The organism is Prauserella salsuginis, from assembly GCF_024648885.1.
Taxonomy (GTDB): Bacteria; Actinomycetota; Actinomycetes; order Mycobacteriales; family Pseudonocardiaceae; genus Prauserella; species Prauserella salsuginis.
Genome location: NZ_JANBBF010000010.1, coordinates 646,867 through 664,033, shown reverse-complemented (window position 1 = coordinate 664,033; position 17,167 = coordinate 646,867). Strand labels below are relative to the sequence as shown.

The 17,167-nt window shown below is 70.6% G+C and carries 17 protein-coding genes and 2 riboswitches; of the genes, 7 read left to right on the top strand and 10 right to left on the bottom strand.

Going from position 1 to position 17,167, the window contains the following annotated elements; all coding sequences use genetic code 11:
• Positions 1-26 precede the first annotated feature (26 nt).
• Together LY40_RS14265 and LY40_RS14260 are read right to left on the bottom strand one after the other, a co-directional pair.
• The gene (locus LY40_RS14265) at positions 27-746 is read right to left on the bottom strand and encodes a LytR C-terminal domain-containing protein (protein ID WP_183782604.1); all 720 of its coding nucleotides are present in this window, start codon (positions 744-746) and stop codon (positions 27-29) included.
• Positions 743-1,066, bottom strand: a complete 324-nt coding sequence (locus LY40_RS14260) for a DUF3263 domain-containing protein (RefSeq protein WP_183782602.1) — start codon at positions 1,064-1,066, stop codon at positions 743-745. The genes LY40_RS14265 and LY40_RS14260 overlap by 4 nt, the downstream gene beginning before the upstream one ends.
• 401 nt (positions 1,067-1,467) lie before the next feature.
• Between LY40_RS14260 and LY40_RS14255 the strand changes: the two genes are divergently transcribed.
• From LY40_RS14255 to thiD (LY40_RS14245), 3 genes are all read left to right on the top strand, one after another.
• Positions 1,468-2,025, top strand: coding sequence for a peptide deformylase (locus LY40_RS14255; protein ID WP_183782600.1), 558 nt, complete (start codon positions 1,468-1,470; stop codon positions 2,023-2,025).
• Positions 2,026-2,152: 127 nt separating this feature from the next.
• Positions 2,153-2,274: riboswitch (TPP riboswitch) on the top strand.
• A gap of 23 nt (positions 2,275-2,297) precedes the next feature.
• Positions 2,298-3,932, top strand: coding sequence for a phosphomethylpyrimidine synthase ThiC (thiC, locus tag LY40_RS14250; RefSeq protein ID WP_308216689.1), 1,635 nt, complete (start codon positions 2,298-2,300; stop codon positions 3,930-3,932).
• Positions 3,929-4,783, top strand: coding sequence for a bifunctional hydroxymethylpyrimidine kinase/phosphomethylpyrimidine kinase (gene thiD, locus LY40_RS14245; protein ID WP_258937122.1), 855 nt, complete (start codon positions 3,929-3,931; stop codon positions 4,781-4,783). Before thiC ends, thiD (LY40_RS14245) begins: the two co-directional genes overlap by 4 nt.
• A 155-nt stretch (positions 4,784-4,938) precedes the next feature.
• On the opposite strand, the gene LY40_RS14240 is transcribed toward thiD (LY40_RS14245), so the two are convergent.
• Both LY40_RS14240 and LY40_RS14235 read right to left on the bottom strand, forming a co-directional pair.
• Positions 4,939-6,192 carry a phosphodiester glycosidase family protein gene (locus LY40_RS14240; RefSeq protein ID WP_258937121.1) on the bottom strand — a complete coding sequence of 418 codons (1,254 nt, stop codon included), beginning with the start codon at positions 6,190-6,192 and terminating at the stop codon, positions 4,939-4,941.
• A 204-nt stretch (positions 6,193-6,396) separates the two neighbouring features.
• Positions 6,397-8,106 carry a PstS family phosphate ABC transporter substrate-binding protein gene (locus tag LY40_RS14235; protein ID WP_258937120.1) on the bottom strand — a complete coding sequence of 570 codons (1,710 nt, stop codon included), beginning with the start codon at positions 8,104-8,106 and terminating at the stop codon, positions 6,397-6,399.
• A 119-nt stretch (positions 8,107-8,225) separates the two neighbouring features.
• Between LY40_RS14235 and thiD (LY40_RS14230) the strand changes: the two genes are divergently transcribed.
• A complete protein-coding gene (gene thiD / locus LY40_RS14230; protein ID WP_258937119.1) occupies positions 8,226-9,065 on the top strand; it encodes a bifunctional hydroxymethylpyrimidine kinase/phosphomethylpyrimidine kinase in 840 nt (279 codons plus the stop codon).
• Positions 9,066-9,351: 286 nt separating this feature from the next.
• Here the strand turns inward: thiD (LY40_RS14230) and LY40_RS14225 are convergent, their stop codons facing one another.
• The 4 genes from LY40_RS14225 to thiO form a co-directional block, all read right to left on the bottom strand.
• Positions 9,352-9,786 carry a MarR family winged helix-turn-helix transcriptional regulator gene (locus tag LY40_RS14225; protein ID WP_183782579.1) on the bottom strand — a complete coding sequence of 145 codons (435 nt, stop codon included), beginning with the start codon at positions 9,784-9,786 and terminating at the stop codon, positions 9,352-9,354.
• Positions 9,787-9,897: 111 nt separating this feature from the next.
• Positions 9,898-10,677 carry a thiazole synthase gene (locus tag LY40_RS14220; RefSeq protein WP_307876803.1) on the bottom strand — a complete coding sequence of 260 codons (780 nt, stop codon included), beginning with the start codon at positions 10,675-10,677 and terminating at the stop codon, positions 9,898-9,900.
• A gap of 16 nt (positions 10,678-10,693) precedes the next feature.
• Positions 10,694-10,894 (bottom strand): sulfur carrier protein ThiS, encoded by a 201-nt coding sequence (gene thiS, locus LY40_RS14215; RefSeq protein ID WP_258937118.1) that lies wholly within the window; start codon positions 10,892-10,894, stop codon positions 10,694-10,696.
• The gene (gene thiO, locus LY40_RS14210; RefSeq protein ID WP_183782574.1) at positions 10,891-12,045 is read right to left on the bottom strand and encodes a glycine oxidase ThiO; all 1,155 of its coding nucleotides are present in this window, start codon (positions 12,043-12,045) and stop codon (positions 10,891-10,893) included. Before thiO ends, thiS begins: the two co-directional genes overlap by 4 nt.
• Positions 12,040-12,163, bottom strand: a riboswitch (TPP riboswitch). (Overlaps the previous gene by 6 nt.)
• A 31-nt stretch (positions 12,164-12,194) precedes the next feature.
• Here thiO and thiE point away from each other — a divergent pair.
• Positions 12,195-12,845, top strand: coding sequence for a thiamine phosphate synthase (gene thiE, locus LY40_RS14205; protein WP_258937117.1), 651 nt, complete (start codon positions 12,195-12,197; stop codon positions 12,843-12,845).
• 227 nt (positions 12,846-13,072) lie between these two features.
• Here the strand turns inward: thiE and LY40_RS14200 are convergent, their stop codons facing one another.
• A complete protein-coding gene (locus LY40_RS14200; protein WP_258937116.1) occupies positions 13,073-14,065 on the bottom strand; it encodes an ICP22 family protein in 993 nt (330 codons plus the stop codon).
• Positions 14,066-14,312: 247 nt separating this feature from the next.
• Positions 14,313-15,068: a GntR family transcriptional regulator gene (locus LY40_RS14195; protein WP_183782568.1), complete on the bottom strand. Its 756-nt coding sequence runs from the start codon at positions 15,066-15,068 to the stop codon at positions 14,313-14,315.
• 144 nt (positions 15,069-15,212) lie between these two features.
• On the opposite strand from LY40_RS14195, the gene LY40_RS14190 reads away from it, so the two are divergent.
• On the top strand, positions 15,213-16,229 hold the full coding sequence (locus tag LY40_RS14190; protein WP_183785374.1) for an SIS domain-containing protein: 1,017 nt from the start codon (positions 15,213-15,215) through the stop codon (positions 16,227-16,229).
• The gene (locus LY40_RS14185) at positions 16,226-17,161 is read left to right on the top strand and encodes an N-acetylglucosamine kinase (protein WP_258937216.1); all 936 of its coding nucleotides are present in this window, start codon (positions 16,226-16,228) and stop codon (positions 17,159-17,161) included. The genes LY40_RS14190 and LY40_RS14185 overlap by 4 nt, the downstream gene beginning before the upstream one ends.
• Positions 17,162-17,167 lie beyond the last annotated feature (6 nt).

Sequence of the window (17,167 nt, the reverse complement as noted above, 5' to 3'; positions counted from 1 at the left end):
TCCAGGACGGTGCCAGCCTGAGCGTGTCAGCGGTTGTCCGCGTAGTCCTTCGTCACGATCACGATGACGCCCGGACTCGAGTCCTCGATGCCCTTGAACCGCTTCGCGACGTTGATGCCGAGGCTGTCGGCGAGCACCCGCGCCGCGTGCTCCTCATCGGTGCCGGGGCGGAAGTACGCGGTGCTCTCGTGGATGACGCCGTCGGAGTAGTTGGCCTCCTCCACGACGTTCCAACCCTGGGCACGCATGTCGTCACCCGCCGTACGGGCCAGCCCACTGATCGTGCTGTTGTTGTACACCCGCACGTCCACGGCCTTGACGTTCACCTTCTGGTTCTCGGACCCGTCGCCGCCCCGGTTGCCACCGGAGCCGTCCGAACCGCCCGCGGTTCCGTCCGCGCCACCGCCGCCGTTGTCGCCACTGCCGCCGTCGTCGGTGCCGTCGCCGTCACTGCCGTTACCGTCGGCGGAGTCACCGGACTCGTCACCCGAACCGTCACCGTCGGCTCCGTCGCCCGAGCCGTCCGATCCGTCTCCCGAATCGGGCCGCTGCTCGTCCGGCGAGCCGGACTGGCCGCCGTCGCCATCACCCGGCGTGTTCGTCTCGGACGTCTCCTGCGCCGTCGGCTGTTCGTCACCACCGGTCACCAGCGTGACACCGCCGATCACCGCCGCGATCACCGCGACCGCCAACAGGCCGAGTCCGGCGGCGCGCATGGGCCTGGACAGACCGTCGAAGATGCTCATGACAGCTCGATCCCCAACCGGCGCGCTGCACGCACCCGCTGCCGCGACGCGCGAGCCTTCCGCAGCCGCTTCACCAGCATCGGGTCGGCACGCATGGCGTCCTGTTTGTCGATAAGTCGATTCAGAATCTGGTAGTAGCGCGTCGGCGACATCGCGAACAACTCACGGATGCCCTGCTCCTTCGCGCCCGCGTACTTCCACCACTGCCGCTCGAACGCGAGCACTTCCCGCTCCCGCTCCGTGAGCCCCTCGGCCGGCTGCGCATCATCCGCCGACGAAGACGATCTACCCTTGCCCTCCGTCGACTCCGCGGCGTCCATGTGGCTCCTCGCAGGCGTTCTCGGCGAATAACACGGATGTGGTTTCCGCAGCCGCCATTAGATCACGCGAGACCACTGTCAGTGGTGTAACCCGGCCCCGGCGCGTCCCGACCGGAAGTCCCGGCCGGAAGTCCCGGCCGGAAGTCCCGGCCGGGAACGGTCGCGAATGGTCGCCGGTGAGCAACGACACGCCGTCGACCCACCACGGGCCCGGCCCGCCCACCGCATGCCCCGCGGCATCGCCCACCGGCCGACCCCCGTGGAGTCACTTCGAGGCACCGGGGCGGGCGTCGGTTCGGTCGTCGCCCACCTCCAAGGCGTCGCTACGCGATACTGGCCCGCCCGTCGCCCGGCCACCAACCCCTCAAGGAATCGCTACGCGATACTGCTTGAATGGGCATGTGAGCATCCATCCCATCGTCATCGCCGGTGACCCCGTACTGCACAACCCCACCCGCGAGGTGACGGAGTACGACGACAAGCTGGCCACGCTCGTCGACGACATGTTCGAGACGATGTACGCGGCCGAGGGCGTCGGGCTGGCGGCGAACCAGATCGGCCTCGACCTCCGCTTGTTCGTGTACGACTGCCCCGACGACGAAGGCGTGCGGCACAAGGGCGTCGTGGTGAACCCGAAGCTCGAGACGTCCGAGATCCCGGAGACGATGCCGGACCCGGACGACGACTGGGAGGGCTGTCTGTCCGTGCCCGGCGAGGCGTACCCGACGGGCCGCGCGTCGTGGGCGAAGGTGACCGGGTTCGACACCGGCGGCAACACCGTCGAGGTCGAAGGCACCGGCTACTTCGCCCGCTGCCTGCAGCACGAGACGGACCACCTCGACGGTTACATCTACCTCGACCGCCTCACGGGCAGGCACGCCCGCGCGGCGAAGAAGATGCTCAAGAAGAACGACTGGACGTCGGCAGGCAACAGCTGGCTTCCCCCGAAGGAACTCTGACCGGAAGTACCGCAATCCCAGGGATTTCCTCCCCGGACACGGCAGGGCGGGCGTTCGCGACGGAATTCGCGGGCGCCCGCCTGTTGCTTGTCGCGGCCGATGGTGGCATCGTCGCTGTCGGAACAAATACATCGAACGCGGGAGCTCGCGCCTTGGCGGGCTGAGAGGGCGACTGGGTACGACCCGGTGTCGCCGACCGCACGAACCTGACTGGATAATGCCAGCGTAGGGAGTGAATGTCGTTGCCGACGCCTGTTTCCGACAATTCCGCCGTGTCCGCCGCCACGGACTCCTCCGTCAACGGTTCCGCCGTCACGACGGGACCGATCGAGGGCTCCGCCAAGGCGTACGCCCCCACCGAGTCCGGCCTGCAGGTCCCGGTGCGCCGCATCGCACTGACGAACGGTGAGCACTTCGACGTCTACGACACCTCCGGCCCGTACACCGATTCCGACGCCGACATCGACGTCCACAATGGACTTTACCCGTTGCGTCGCGGCTGGTCGTCGGAGCACCGCACCCAGCTTGAATGGGCACGCGATGGCGTGGTCACGCCCGAGATGGAGTTCATCGCGGTCCGTGAGGGCGTGACAGCCGAGTTCGTCCGGTCCGAAGTCGCCTCCGGGCGCGCCGTGATTCCGGTCAGCCGCAAGCATCCCGAGGCCGAGCCGATGATCATCGGTAAGAACTTCCTCGTGAAGGTCAACGCCAACCTGGGCAACTCGGCCGTGACGTCTTCGGTCGAGGAAGAGGTCGAGAAGATGGTGTGGGCGACCCGCTGGGGTGCCGACACGATCATGGACCTGTCGACGGGGAAGCGGATCCACGAGACGCGCGAGTGGATCCTGCGTAACTCACCGGTTCCGGTCGGAACCGTTCCGATCTACCAGGCTCTCGAGAAGGTCGACGGCGAGCCCGAGAAGCTGACGTGGGAGCTCTACCGCGACACGATCATCGAGCAGTGCGAACAGGGCGTGGACTACATGACCGTCCACGCGGGAGTGCTGCTGCGCTACGTCCCGCTGACGGCCCAGCGAGTGACGGGCATCGTCTCCCGCGGCGGTTCGATCATGGCGGCGTGGTGCCTGGCCCACCACCGCGAGTCGTTCCTGTACACACGTTTCTCCGAGCTGTGCGAGATCCTGCGGTCCTACGACGTGACGTTCTCCCTCGGTGACGGACTGCGTCCCGGTTCGATCGCCGACGCCAACGATCGCGCGCAGTTCGCCGAGTTGGAGACACTCGGCGAACTGACCCACATCGCCCGTGACCACGGCGTGCAGGTGATGATCGAAGGCCCCGGCCACGTACCGATGGACAAGATCAAGGAGAACGTCGAGCTCGAGGAGAAGCTCTGCGGCGAGGCGCCGTTCTACACGCTCGGTCCACTCGCGACGGACATCGCGCCCGCCTACGACCACATCACGTCGGCGATCGGCGCGGCCGAGATCGCCCGGCACGGCACCGCGATGCTGTGTTACGTCACGCCGAAGGAGCACCTGGGCCTGCCGAACCGCGACGACGTGAAGACCGGCGTCATCACGTACAAGATCGCGGCGCACTCCGCGGACCTGGCCAAGGGGCATCCGCGAGCGCAGGAGCGGGACGACGCGCTGTCGAAGGCGCGGTTCGAGTTCCGCTGGATCGACCAGTTCAACCTGTCCCTCGACCCGGACACCGCGCGGGCCTACCACGACGAGACCCTTCCCGCCGAGCCCGCGAAGACCGCGCACTTCTGCTCGATGTGCGGGCCGAAGTTCTGCTCGATGCGTATCACCCAGGACATCCGGGCCTACGCCGAGGAACACGGCCTGTCCTCTGTGGAGGCCATCGAGGAGGGCATGCGGGAGAAGTCCGAGGAGTTCAGCTCCCGCGGCGGCCGGGTCTACCTACCGGTGGCGGAATGAGCACCGGCGGTTCTCCGGAAGCGGCAGGCGCGAAAGCACCGCCGCCGACGGCGCTCACGATCGCAGGCTCCGACTCCGGCGGCGGCGCCGGCATCCAGGCGGACCTGCGGACGTTCTTCGCCTGTGGCGTGCACGGCATGACCGCGGTCACGGCCGTTACCGTGCAGAACTCACTCGGCGTCGAGGATTTCACCGAGATCCCGTCGAACGTCGTCACCGCGCAGATCCGGGCCGTGACCGGTGACATGGGCGCCGATGCAGCCAAGACCGGGATGCTCGCCACCGCGGAGATCATCACGGCCGTGGCGAAAACCCTAGGCGACGTCGGGATCGGCCGTGACTCGGACGTGCCCTTCGTCGTCGATCCGGTGGCCGCCTCGATGCACGGCGACCCACTGCTACGTGAGGAAGCCCTGGAGGCGATCCGCACCGAGCTGTTGCCCCGCGCCACGCTCGTGACTCCCAACCTCGACGAGGTCCGCCTGCTGACCGGTGTCGAGGTCACCGACGCCGGGAGCAGGCACGCCGCGGCCGAGGCTTTGCTGGCGCTCGGGCCGAGGTGGGTGCTGGTCAAGGGCGGACACGACAGCGGGCCACGCTGCGTGGACCTACTCTCCGACGGCACGACGCACCTGGAGCTCGACGGGCCGCGACACGACACCCCGCACACGCACGGCGGTGGGGACACCCTCGCCTCGGCCGTCACGGCGGAACTCGCGAAGGGCGCCGATGTGCCCACGGCCGTCGAAGAGGGAAAGCGGTTCATCGAACGCTGCGTCGCCGAGGCCTACCCGCTGGGCGGCGGCATCGGACCGGTCTCCCCGTTCTGGCGGTTGGCCGGCGAGGACTGATCACCTGCGCCCGTGTTGCGTTCCCCGGCGCCCGTGTTGCGTTCCCCGGGGCCGTGTTGCGCCCACCCGTCGCCGGACCGCCACCCCTCATCAACGCGCTGACGCGCGACAGCACTTGATGGGGGGTGCTGCGGACTCCGGTGCTCGTGTTCGGCTCAGCGCGGGAACACGCCCACGCCGTTGGCGACCGCCCTGGGCTTGCCGTCGGAGGGCACGTTGCGCACGATCGCCTGCCGGTCGCCCGGCTCGCGGGTGACGAACGTCGAGGACCCGCCGCCGTCCAGGTTGACGCCGTCGACGGCGCCGAACGACCGCAGCAGGTCGGCGAGTTCGGCGACGGTCATTCCTGCGCTCTCGGCCGATCGGCCGTCGACGACGGTGAGGTAGGCGGTGCGGCCGTCGGAGCTCACGCCGGCAGCCGTCCGAGGGGCGAGCACGGACGTGTCGAGCCCGGGAAGCGGCGCGCCGTCACGCAGGATCGGATAGCCGCCCACGGCGAACTCGAACGGTGGCACGGGCTCATCGGCGTCCAAACCGGACCGCACCAGCACTCGGTCGCCCTCGTCGAGCGCCTCGAGCCGGTCCGCTCCATCCTCGCGGCCCACCAGCACGGTCGCGTCGGCCGGGATCCGGCCTTCTCCGGGTTCGTCCCGTTCGGCGATGACGACACCGTCCTGTACGACCACCTCCTCGGTCTCGTCGCTGCAGGGTGCCTGCCGGTCGGTGTCGGTGCCACACGTGGGACGCACCCTGCTCATCGGCCCCCAATCCGTGGTGTACACGCCGACGCCGTTCTCGGGCAGTGCGTACTGGTTCATGCCGTCGACGTCGAAGGCTCCGTCGGCGGTGCGGACCGTTCCGGTGACGTCCAATGTAGACATCCGAACCCTGCGGTCGACGCCCATGCCGAACACGTCCCGTGTCGAGGTGCCGTCGGGCAACGCGGGGCCGAACCGCTGACCGTCGGGCACCGCACCCTTGAGCGCGTCGCCGCCGGTGATCGCGGGACCGACCGACGACCCCGTCGGCTCGACGCCCTCGTGCGAGTCGCTGATGTTGAAGAAGTCGCCGTTCACGCCCGCGAGCGCGTCCTGGGCGCCCGCCATGTCGGGGATCTCGTCGCGCTGCGCGACCGCGTCGGGGTGCAGCAGGCCGAGGCGCGCTTTCAGCACGTCGACCGTCAGCACGTGGCCCTGCACGGCGCCTGCGGTGGTCTCGACCGTGAACGGCCGGTGGGTCACGCCGGGAGCGAGCACGGTGCCGGACTGCGCCGTGGTCGCAGGATTGTCGAATGCGGTTGCGGGGACGGCGGCCGTGACGGCGGGCGGGACGGCGACACCGCCGAGCAACACCGCACACGCTGTGGAGACGGAAATGAGGGACCGGGGCACCTGCCGTAATGGGGTCATGGCAGGAAGACTGGCAGCGCCCGACACCGCGCATGTGATCGTCATCGGGCGGCCCGCTGAAGCGCCGGTGAACGAACCCGCTCAGCGCCGGCGACGCGATCGGTTCGGTTACGCCGAGGTCGCCACCTTTCACCGCCGCAGCGTACGGCCGCAGGCACCCGCATTCGGCCGATCGGCGTAGCCCGTGAGCGCAGGCGCCGGGTTCTACCACCGACACAGGGCGTGGAGCCTGCCGTCCTTGCGCACACACGGCACGTAACCCGCACTGTGCAGCTCGTCGCGCGCGGTGCCACTGCGCAGGTACTCGAGGAATCCGGACTGCAGGGACGTCCGGTCGGCCTCGCCCTTCGTGTAGAGGTACTCGATGGTCCAGAACGGATAGCCGTCCGGAATGTTGCCGGGATCGGGGTATCCACCGTCCAGTTCGACGACGCTGAGGGCGCGCCCCTCGGAGCGGGCTTCGTTCGCCGAAGGGACGTCCACGTAGCCGATGGCTCCTCGGGTACTGGCCACTTCGTCGAGGACGATGCGTTCACTGCCGCGTTCGCACCGCACGATGTCGGCCTCGGCGACGCGGTCGGCGCCGTCGCAGCTGTCGGACGTCAACGGCCCCTCCGACCTGCCCAGCACGCGCTGTTCGAACGTCGTCCGCGAACCGGATTCGCCGCCGCGGCCCACGATCCGGATCGGCACCGACGGGCCGGGGCGGAGTTCGTCCCAGTCGCGGTACCTGCCGGTGTAGATGCCGCGAACCTGCTGCGTGGTCAACTCGTCGATGCCGACGGACTCGTCGACCACGAGCGTGTACACGATCACCGCGAGCGGGTTCGCCTCCAGCTGCTCGCTCTCGTGACGGGCCAGCCCGTCGGACAGCGCGACGGTGGAACCGGGCCGAACGTCGTCGCTCATCAGCTCGCGCACGCCGGCGTTGCTGCCGGTCGGCCTGGTCGTGATCGCCGAGCCGGGGCACGCCGCCGCGTATGCCTCGGCGATGTTCTCGACGGCGGGTGTGAACGCGCTCGAGCCCACCACGGTCAGCTCGCCGTCGCCGCACGCCACCGCGGGGTCCGCGGCGGGCTTCGACGCGTTGGCGAGCAACGTCGCCAACAGCACGCCCACCAGAAGCAGGCCGACCATCGCGGCAGCGCGGGGCCACGTCACGCCCGCCTGGTCGCTCTCGTCGACGATCCGGCCACCGTCCAGCTGCCCCTGCACGTCGAAGCCCTTGGTGAGCTCGCCCGTATCACCGGGTTCCCGCAGGACGACCGCGATCTTCAGTTGTTCCTTACGCTGCAACGAGAAGTCGTGCAACTCGATGCGAGTCCACTGTGGAGTTTCCGGTTTCGGCTCGGCGGACTGTTCTTCGTCGTCCCGCCGGCGCGGCCACAGCTTGCGCCGCGACGTGGTCCGCACCTCCTCGAGATTCGCGGGGGACACGTCGCCACCGCGTGCGGGCGCGGCCTTCGGCTCCGGCAGGAAGGTCAGGCTCCGCTTGTGCGCGAGCCGGTGCGTCTCCACGCTGGGATCCGAGATCCGCGCGTTCCAGATGACCCGGCCACCGAACTCCAGCGTCAGCGGATGCTTGCTCAGATCCTCCGAGCGGATGTCCTCGATCCCCGCGTTGCGCAGGCGCACGACGACGCTCGTCATCCGGCTCATCTTGTCGGCGAGCTCGTGCATGCCCGCGTCGGCGCCGGGCGGAATCTCACCGAAGACGTCCCCGTCGTCCAGGTCGGGACTCACCCCGAGCTTCGAGTTGTACAGCACCCGGTACGACAGGCGTTTGCGGCGGATCAGGTGGCGGTCCGCGAAGGGCGCCGCGATCGCGAGCACGGACAGCACCAACATGACCAGCAGACCCTGGTCCGACCCCAGCACCGAGGCGACGGTCTGCAGCGTCTCCGCGATTTTCATGGTGTTGGCAGAGTACGAGGAGGCACCGCCGCCGATGACCCGTCAGAACCGATCGTTCACGCTGTGTTCATACCGACGCCCACTGGCCTGATCCGGAAGGCGGAGGCGACACTGGAGGGATGACCACCCGACCTCCTGCCGCGCTGACGATCGCGGGCTCCGACTCCGGCGGCGCCGCGGGACTGCAGTCCGACCTGCGCACGTTCCTGACGTGCGGAGTACACGGGCTCGTCGCCGTGACGGCCGTGACGGTGCAGAACACGCTGGGCGTCCACGACCGGGCCGACATCCCCGCACGCATCGTGTCGGGACAGATCGCCGCCGTGGCCGGCGACATGGGTGTCGACGCCGCGAAAACGGGCATGCTGGCGTCGGCCGAGATCATCCACGAGGTCGCCGACGCCTGCGACGACGCGGGGATCGGCCGCGACGCCCGCGTGCCGTTCGTCGTCGACCCGGTCGCGGCGTCGATGACGGGCCATCCGCTGTTCGACGAAGGCGGCCTCACCGCGCTGCGTCAGCGGCTGCTGCCCCGCGCGACGGTGCTCACTCCGAACCTCGACGAGGTCCGGTTGCTGACCGGCATGGACGTCACCGGCAGGGCGCAGATGCGCGACGCCGCGCTCGCGCTGCACGATCTCGGGCCGCGGTACGTGCTGGTCAAGAGCGGCCACCTGGTGCGGGACAGCGAATGCGTCGACCTGCTCTACGACGGGTCCGAGTTCGTCGAGCTGCCGGGCCCGCGGCACGACACCCCACACACGCACGGCGCGGGCGACGCGATGGCCTCGGCGTTGACGGCCGGGCTCGCGCGCGGCATGTCGATGGTCGACGCCGCCCGGTTCGCCAAGGCGTTCGTCACCAAAGCGGTCGAGCACTCGTACCCGATGGGCGCGAAGATCGGCCCCGTGTCGGCCTTCTGGCGTCTCGCACCGGAGGAGTTCGCCCCGGAGGTCTGACTCGCCGACACGGCTGCACCGCGACGAACGGGCAGGCACGGGCCCCGGACCTGCAACACGAGCCCGGATCTGCAACACGGGCGGTTGTTCGCCTGCGCCACGATCGCCCGTCCGCTCGCACCGGCACCACTCGGATGGGCGGCGGTGGGGCGACGGGCGGGCGCTACACGGGGCCCGGGCGCAGGACACGCGGTGCTGAGTGCAGGACACGCGGGAGGCGCAGTCGCGCGTCAGCGCGACGTTGGGGGTGGCGGCCGGGCGACGGGTGGGCGCAGGACACGCGGTGCTATGTCGGGTCGGATTCCTCGTCCAGGAGGGCTTCCAACGCCGGGAGCGCTGCCTCGAGGGCGGCCCTGCGGTCGTCGGACAGGCGGTCGATGCGGGCGCACAGCTCCCTGATCCGCACCGACTGGACATCGTGGAGCGTGCGCCTGCCTTCGTCGGTGAGCTCGGCGAGCCAGGCGCGGCGGTCGATCGGGTCGGGCTCGCGGGCCACGAAACCGGACTCGACGAGGGTGGCCACGATCCGCGACATGGTGGCCGCGGCGACGCCCTCTTTCAACGCGAGGTCACCGAGACGGAGCGGACCGTGGACGTCGAGCGTGGCCATCGCGGAGATCGCGCCGTGGCCGGGCCCAGGCGCGCCGGCCTGCCGCAGTGCTCGCGACAGCCGCCCGATGGACAGGAACAGCCGATGCGGGACATCGTTCGGCGTGGTCACCTACGCTCCTTCGATCGCACACGAGTGGGCGTTCACCATACGTTCCCCGCCCCCGACCGAGGAGAACGAGGCGCCGAAACCGTCCCGCTCAGTCGTCCGCACGCGATCACCTCACCGCGGCGGGCTCGACGCCTGCGCCCAGAACCGCTGCGGAATCCGGCCCGCCTCGCGCGCGAGCCTGCCCGCGGTGACGCCCGCGCGCATCGCCGCCGCCATCCGCTCGGGATCCTGCGCACGGGTGACGGCGGTGGACAGCAGCACGGCGTCGCAGCCGAGTTCCATCGCCAGGGTCGCATCGGACGCCGTGCCGATACCGGCGTCGAGGACCACGGGCACGCCGGCGCGGGCGACGATCAGTTCGATGTTGTGCGGGTTGCGGATGCCGAGGCCGGTGCCGATGGGCGAACCGAGCGGCATCACGGCAGCGCAGCCCGCCTCCTCCAGCCGCAAGGCGGTCACCGGGTCGTCGTTGGTGTAAGCGAGGACCGTGAACCCCTCGTCGGTGAGCTGCTGAGCCGCGTCGACCGTCTCGATCGGGTCGGGCAGCAGGGTGCGGTCGTCGGCGTGAACCTCGAGCTTGATCAGGTCCGTGCCGAGCGCCTCGCGCGCCAGCTGCGCCGTCAGCACCGCCTCGGCCGCGGTACGGCAACCCGCGGTGTTGGGAAGCACCGCGATGCCGAGCCTGCGCAACAGGTCCAGCACCCCGGAACCGGAGCCGAGATCGGCGCGGCGCATCGCGACGGTCGTCAGCTCCGTGCCCGACGCGGTGAGCGCGCGTTCCAGAACATCGAGGTTCGCCGCCCCGCCGGTGCCGATGACCAGCCTCGAGGTGAACTTGTGATCGCCGATCGCCAGCATGCCGGTCGGCTCGCCTGCTGCATCGCCTGTCATGTCAGCCTCCGTCCCCTCAACCGCCCTGGACGGCGGTGAGGATCTCCACGTGCGCCCCGTCGCCGACGGCGGTGCGGGGCCATTCGGCCCGGCGCACCACCACTCCGTCGACGGCCACGGCGACGCCCTGTTCGGGCACGTCCAGCGCGGCGAGCACGCCCGCGACTGTGCTGCCGTCGGGCAACTCGCGGGCCTCGCCGTTGACCTGGATGTTCATGACACCCGCTCCTTCACACGATCGGGATGGGCCGCCGCGACGCCGGGCGGCGGTTCGCCACCGGCGAGCCACGCGACGACGGCGTCCGCCGTGACGGGCGCGAGCAGCAGCCCGCCGCGGTGGTGACCGGTCGCGGCGTACACCCCGTCGGCGACCTCGCCCAGCAGCGGAAGATTGTCGGCGCTGCCCGCGCGCAGGCCCGCAGCGGTCTCGACGAGTTCGTACTCCGCGATGCCGGGGAACACGCGCTCGGCGGCATCCAGCAGCCGCCGCACGCCGCGTGCGGTGACGGCCGTGTCGAATCCCGCCTCGTACTGTGTCGCGCCGACCACGAGATCGCCGTCGGCGGATTCACCGCGGCCGCGCGGGACGAGGTAGACGGGCTCGCCCTCGACCATCGCGCGAAGCGTGCCGCTCGGCGGTGGCAGCGTCGTTCGCCGCGAGCGCAGCCGAAGGACCTCGCCCTTCAACGGCCGGATGTGCGCGCCGACGTCCGGCAGCAGCGACCGGCTCCACGCGCCCGCGGCCACCACGATCGCCCCGGCCGGGTACTCGCCGCGCGCGGTGCGCACCACACCCGGCTCGACTGCGACGACCTCCTCCGGCACCGTCACCGCACCACGGGACGCCGCGCCGTCGTGCAACGCAGCCAGCAGGCGACGGGTGTCGACCGCGAGGTCGCCGGGTACGACGAGCCCTCCGGTGACCGCACCCGCAAGGCCCGGTTCGATCCGCCGCAGCTGTCGCGCGGGCACGTACGTCGCCTCGCGGCCGAGCTCGTGCAGGTAACCGGCGAGCGTGTGCAGGGTTTCGGCGTCGGCGCGGTCGAAGGCGGCGACGACCGTACCGGACGTCGAAAGGGCCGGATCGTGCCCGCAGGCCGTCAGCTCCCCTGCGAACGCGGGCCAACGCCGCAGCGACTCCTCGCCGAGCTCCAGCACGTCCTCCTCACCGGGCCACGCCTCGGTCACCGGCGCCAGCATGCCGCCCGCGACCCGCGAGGCAGCGCGTTCCGGCGCCGGATCGAACAACGTCACGCGGTGCCCGGCGGACACGGCCCGCCACGCGACGGCGAGGCCGACGACCCCGCCTCCCACCACGGCCACCTCGGTCGCGCCTGCGACCGAGGCCGGAACGGCGAACTCGGACATACGATTCACGCTCCCTGCGCCGGCATGATCCGGATCAGGTTCCACGGTCGGAGTCAGCGCCGATGCGACTCGGCCCGGTGCTCCCTCTCAGCCCGGCAGGGCTCCCGTGCGGACACCACCAACCTACCGCGGCGCGCTACCGTGATGCCATGCCCGGCCTGAGCGGTGATCGGATTCGCGCGCGCCTCTCCGACGCGCGGTTGTACCTGTGCACACCGATGCGCCCCGACCTCGCGGAGTTCGCCGATGCGGCACTCGCGGGCGGCGTCGACATCATCCAGCTGCGCGAGAAGCCCGCGATGGAGGCGGCCGACGAACTCGCCGCGCTCGAGACGCTCGCCGAGGTCTGCGCCCGCCGCGGTGCGCTGCTGGCCGTCAACGACCGTGCCGACATCGCGCTGGCGGCGGGAGCGGACGTGCTGCACCTCGGTCAGGACGACCTCCCGGTGACGCACGCCCGCCGCGTCGTGGGCGAGGACACCGTGATCGGCCGGTCGACACACTCGCTCGACCAGGCTCGCGCAGCGGCGTCCGAGCCGGGCGTCGACTACTTCTGTGTGGGCCCGTGCTGGCCGACCCCGACGAAACCGGGCCGCAGCGCTCCGGGACTCGATCTGGTGCGGGACGTGGCGGACACGGTCGACTCGCAACGACCGTGGTTCGCGATCGGTGGTATCGACGCCGAGCGCATGCCGGAGGTACGGACCGCGGGCGTCGACCGCGCCGTCGTGGTGCGTGCCATCACCGATGCCGACGACCCGCGGTCGGCCGCAGCCACCCTTCGCGCCTCGCTGCTGTAGTCCTCCGGGACCGCCCCGCGTGTCCTGCACTCGGCACCGCGTGTCCTGCACTCAGCACCGCGTGTCCTGCACTCAGCACCGCGTGTCCTGCACTCGGCCGGGCGCAGGACACGCCGTTCCGACGCGGGGCTGCCTCCTCGCGCGTGTTGGCCTCGCGCGTGTTGGCCTCGAGCGTGTCCTGCTGCCGACGGCGGGCGCCGGTGAGGCGCGGCGGTCAGGTGTGCCGGTCAGGGTGCAGGCGTTGCCTCGTCCCCTTCGGGTTCGGCGGGCTGCTCGGGCGTGTCCGCCGGTTCCTCGACATCCGTCGGCTCGTCGGTCGGCTCCGGCTCCTCGGTCGGCCGGTCCTCGCCCGGCTGCTGACCTTCCTGTTCCTCCGAAGGCTGCGGCGCCTCCTCGGTGGGAGTGGCCTCGCCGGTGGGATCCTCCGACTCGACGGGAGCGCGATCGTCCGTCGTCGCGGGCGCGTCGCCGTCGCGTCCGTCCCTGACGCCGTCCTCGGAATCGGACGGACCGCGGTCGCCGACGATCGCACCGACCGTGCTGCGCCCCTGACCGTTCAGCGAACCGCCCGTGGCCAGCTCGAAACCGGTGAGCACCAGCATTCCGATGCCGAACACCACGACGCTGGTCGCTGCCAGCACCGGCCACCGCCGCCGGAGCAGGTCGCGCATCCCGTTCGACCTTTCCGACGCCGGGTCCGCGTCAGCGTCCGCCCGTTGCACAGCCGTGAGGCTGCCGACGGGGAGCCGGTCGGTGGGCTGGTCCGCGTTCGACAGGATCCTGCGCGTCGTCGGCCCCGCCGTCGAGCCCTGCTGCGTCGCGGGCAAGCGCAACACCGCGGTGCGGCCCCGCGCCCGGCCTCCGGTCTTCGCCTCGGCGAGCGCCGCGGCCTTGGCCTTCGCCTTGCGCGCGGCCTCCCTGGAACGGCGGATCGAACGCAGGTACAGCTCGCTGCCGACGGTGCTCAGCACGCTGATCGCGCCCGCACCGATGACCGTCCCGTACACGCCGAAGAACGAGCACAGGAAGGCCGCCGTAGTCGCCGCGATCCCGCCCGCGATGACCGGAGCGGGCCGCAGCCCGGACTTCTCCTTCTCCTCGCCCGCCGCATTGCCGGCGTCGGCTGCAGCACGGTCGGCTGCGGCATGGTCGGCTGCAGTACCGTCGGCTGCCCTAGCACCGCCGTCGGCTGCCGCACCGCCTGCCGCGGCGTGTGGCACCGTGCCGTCCGCGGCACCGCGGCCTGCCGCGCCCCCCTGTCCGACTCTCCGTGCTCTGCTGTCTTCGTGAATCCTGTCGTCGTCGGTCATAGCCCCTCTGGTCCGCGCTCACATCCCTCGCCCTTACCCAATGCATCGCATTCGGTGGTCCCGTCGTTTCGGAAAAGCGAGAACTATTCGCGTGAGCGCGGACACCCTGCCGACGTCCACATAGGACGGTAAAGCCACGGTGAAGCACCGCGACCGGCTACGGCCTCGTGAGGGTGGTGACGAACTTGTAGCGATCACCGCGATAGATCGACCGGACGAACTCGACCGGCTTGCCGTCGGAACCGAACGTCTGCCGGTTCAGCAGCAGCACCGGGACACCGACGTCGGCGCCCAGCAGTTCGGCCTCCTCCGGACCGGCGAGCGAGGTCTCGATCGTCTCCTCGGCCCGGTCCATCTCGACGCCGTACCGCTCGGCGAGCGCCTCGTACAGCGACCCGCCCTCGATCATCTGCCGCTTCAGCCCGCGGAACCGCGCAAGCGGAAGATGTGTCGTCTCGAGTGCCATCGGCTCGTCGTCGGCGAGCCGCAGCCTCCGCAACAACAGCACCTTCGCGCCGGTACGGATACCGAGCAGTTTCGGCAGGTCACCCTCCGCGAACACCTCGTCCACCTCGAGCAACTGCGACGAGGGTTCCAGCCCCTGCGCCAGCATGTCCTCGGTGTAGGACGAGAGCTGCAGCCGCTGCGCCACCTTCGGCTCAGCGGCGAACGTGCCCTTGCCCTGCACCCGATGCAGCCTGCCCTCCGCGGTCAGGTCCGCCAGCGCCTGCCGGACCGTCGTGCGGGAGACGTGGAACTCGCCGGCGAGCGCACGCTCCGTGGGGATCGGTGCCCCCGGGGGTAGCGAATCCAGCTGATCCAGCAGATGCTGCTTGAGAGCCCAGTACTTCGGCTCCCGTCCTCCTCGTGCGACGGTTGCCGTACCGCCCTTGGCTCCGGAAACCTCCAACATGGCGACTCCTCCACTCCAGCGCCCCGAAACGCCTTACCCGCCAAACTACCCTTCGCGGCCCATGTTCAACCTGTCTAGTATTGGTCTAGACCTTAACGGGGATTTGAGAGGAGCATCGTGACCGATGCGCAGCCCGGCGCGCTGATGACCGCGGAGATCGACCAGCAGCCCGACATGCTGGCCACGATCGCCGAGCATCGCGCCGAGATCGCGGCCGTCGCAGCCGACATCGCCCGGCACCGTCCGCGGTTCGCACTACTGGCGGCCCGCGGCTCCAGCGACCACGCCGCGATCTACGCGAAATACCTGATCGAAGTGCTCCTCGGCATTCCGGTCGGACTGGTGTCGCCTTCGACGACGACGCTCTACGGCGCGCGCCCCGACCTGCGGGACGTCCTCGTCGTCTCGGTCAGCCAGAGCGGCGGTTCCCCCGACCTGCTCGAGGTGACCCGGGCGGCGAGCGAGGCCGGTGCACGCACGGTCGCGGTCAGCAACACACGGTCGTCGGAACTGTTCTCGGCCGCGGATCTCGCCGTGGACATCGGCGCAGGCGAGGAGAAGGCCGTCGCGGCCACGAAGACGTACACGGCGACGCTGCTGACGCTGTATCTGCTGGTCGACGCCATTCGCGGCGGCGACGGCGGCGCGGTCGCCGACATCGGCGAGCGCGCCGAGGCCACGTTGCGCGACTCGGCCGACCAGGTCTCCCGCGCCGTGGACCGGTACCGCTTCGCCGACCGGGTGATCGCGGCCGCCCGTGGCTACTCGTACGCCTCGGCCCTTGAATCGTCGCTGAAACTCGCCGAGACGAGTTACCTGCAGACGCACGCCTACAGCGGTGCGGACCTGTTGCACGGGCCGGTCGCGGCCGTCGACGAGGAGACGGCCGTGCTGGGCATGGCCAGCGTCGGCCGCGGTGGCGAGGTGATGGGCGACGTGCTGCGTGCGGTCGGCGAGCGCGGCGCGGACGTGCTCGCGGTCGGCTCGGCGGCGTCCTCGATGCCCGCGGCGCTGCGCATCGACGTCCCCGAAACGGCCGAAGAGGTGGCACCGATCCTGGAGATCCTTCCGGTGCAGCGGCTGGCGCTGCACCTGTCGCTCGCCAGGGGCGGCAACCCCGACAACCCGCGTGGCCTGCACAAAGTGACGAAGACCCGCTGATGTACGTCGTCGGAGTGGACGCGGGCGGCACCAGCACCAGGGCGTGCGCGGTCGACGCCGGCATGCGCGTGCTCGGCACCGGCCGCGCGGGCGGTGCGAACCCCAACTCGCACCCGCCGGAGAAGGCCGCGTCCGCCATCGCCGAGGCCGTCGCCGCGGCCACCATCGACCTCGACCGCGCCGAACTGGGCGAGTGCGTCGTCGGGATGGCGGGTTCGAGCAAGCTGACCGACCCGGCCGTCGCATCGCTGTTCGAACGGACGTGGCGGGAGGCGGGCTTCGACGTCACGCCGCACGTGGTCTCCGACGCCGAGACGGCGTTCGCGTCGGCCACGGACGCGCCGGACGGCACGGTCCTCGTCGCAGGCACGGGATCGATCGCTGGACGGATCCGCGACCGGCAGATGGTGTCGGTCTCCGGCGGTTACGGCTGGCTGCTCGGCGACGAGGGATCGGGTTTCTGGATCGGCAGGGAGGCGGTCCGAGCCACGCTCGACGCACTGACCAGGGGCGATCCACTCGGTGAGCTGACGTCGTCGGTATTGTCGGAAGCCGGGGTCGATCCCGCGGCGCCGCGCGCGTTCCACTTGCTCATCACCGTCGTCAACGGGGAGCCGCCCGTCCAGCTGGCCCGGTTCGCACCACTCGTGAGCGCGGCGGTGGAGTCCGACCCCGTCGCGGCGCGCATCGCCGACGACGCCGCTGACCGGCTGATCGACATCGCTCTCGCGGCCCGCGACAGCGACGAGACCACGCCGATCGTGCTCGTCGGCAGCGTCCTCGGGGCAGCCAGCCCGGTGCGTATGCGCATCCACGATCGCCTGCGCGACCGTGACGTGCGAGAAAGCAAGGACGGGGTGCTGGGCGCCGCGTGGCTCGCCGCGCTAAGGGGGTTCGGTCGCCGCATACCTCACCCGAACAGAGTAGGGTGACCGGCG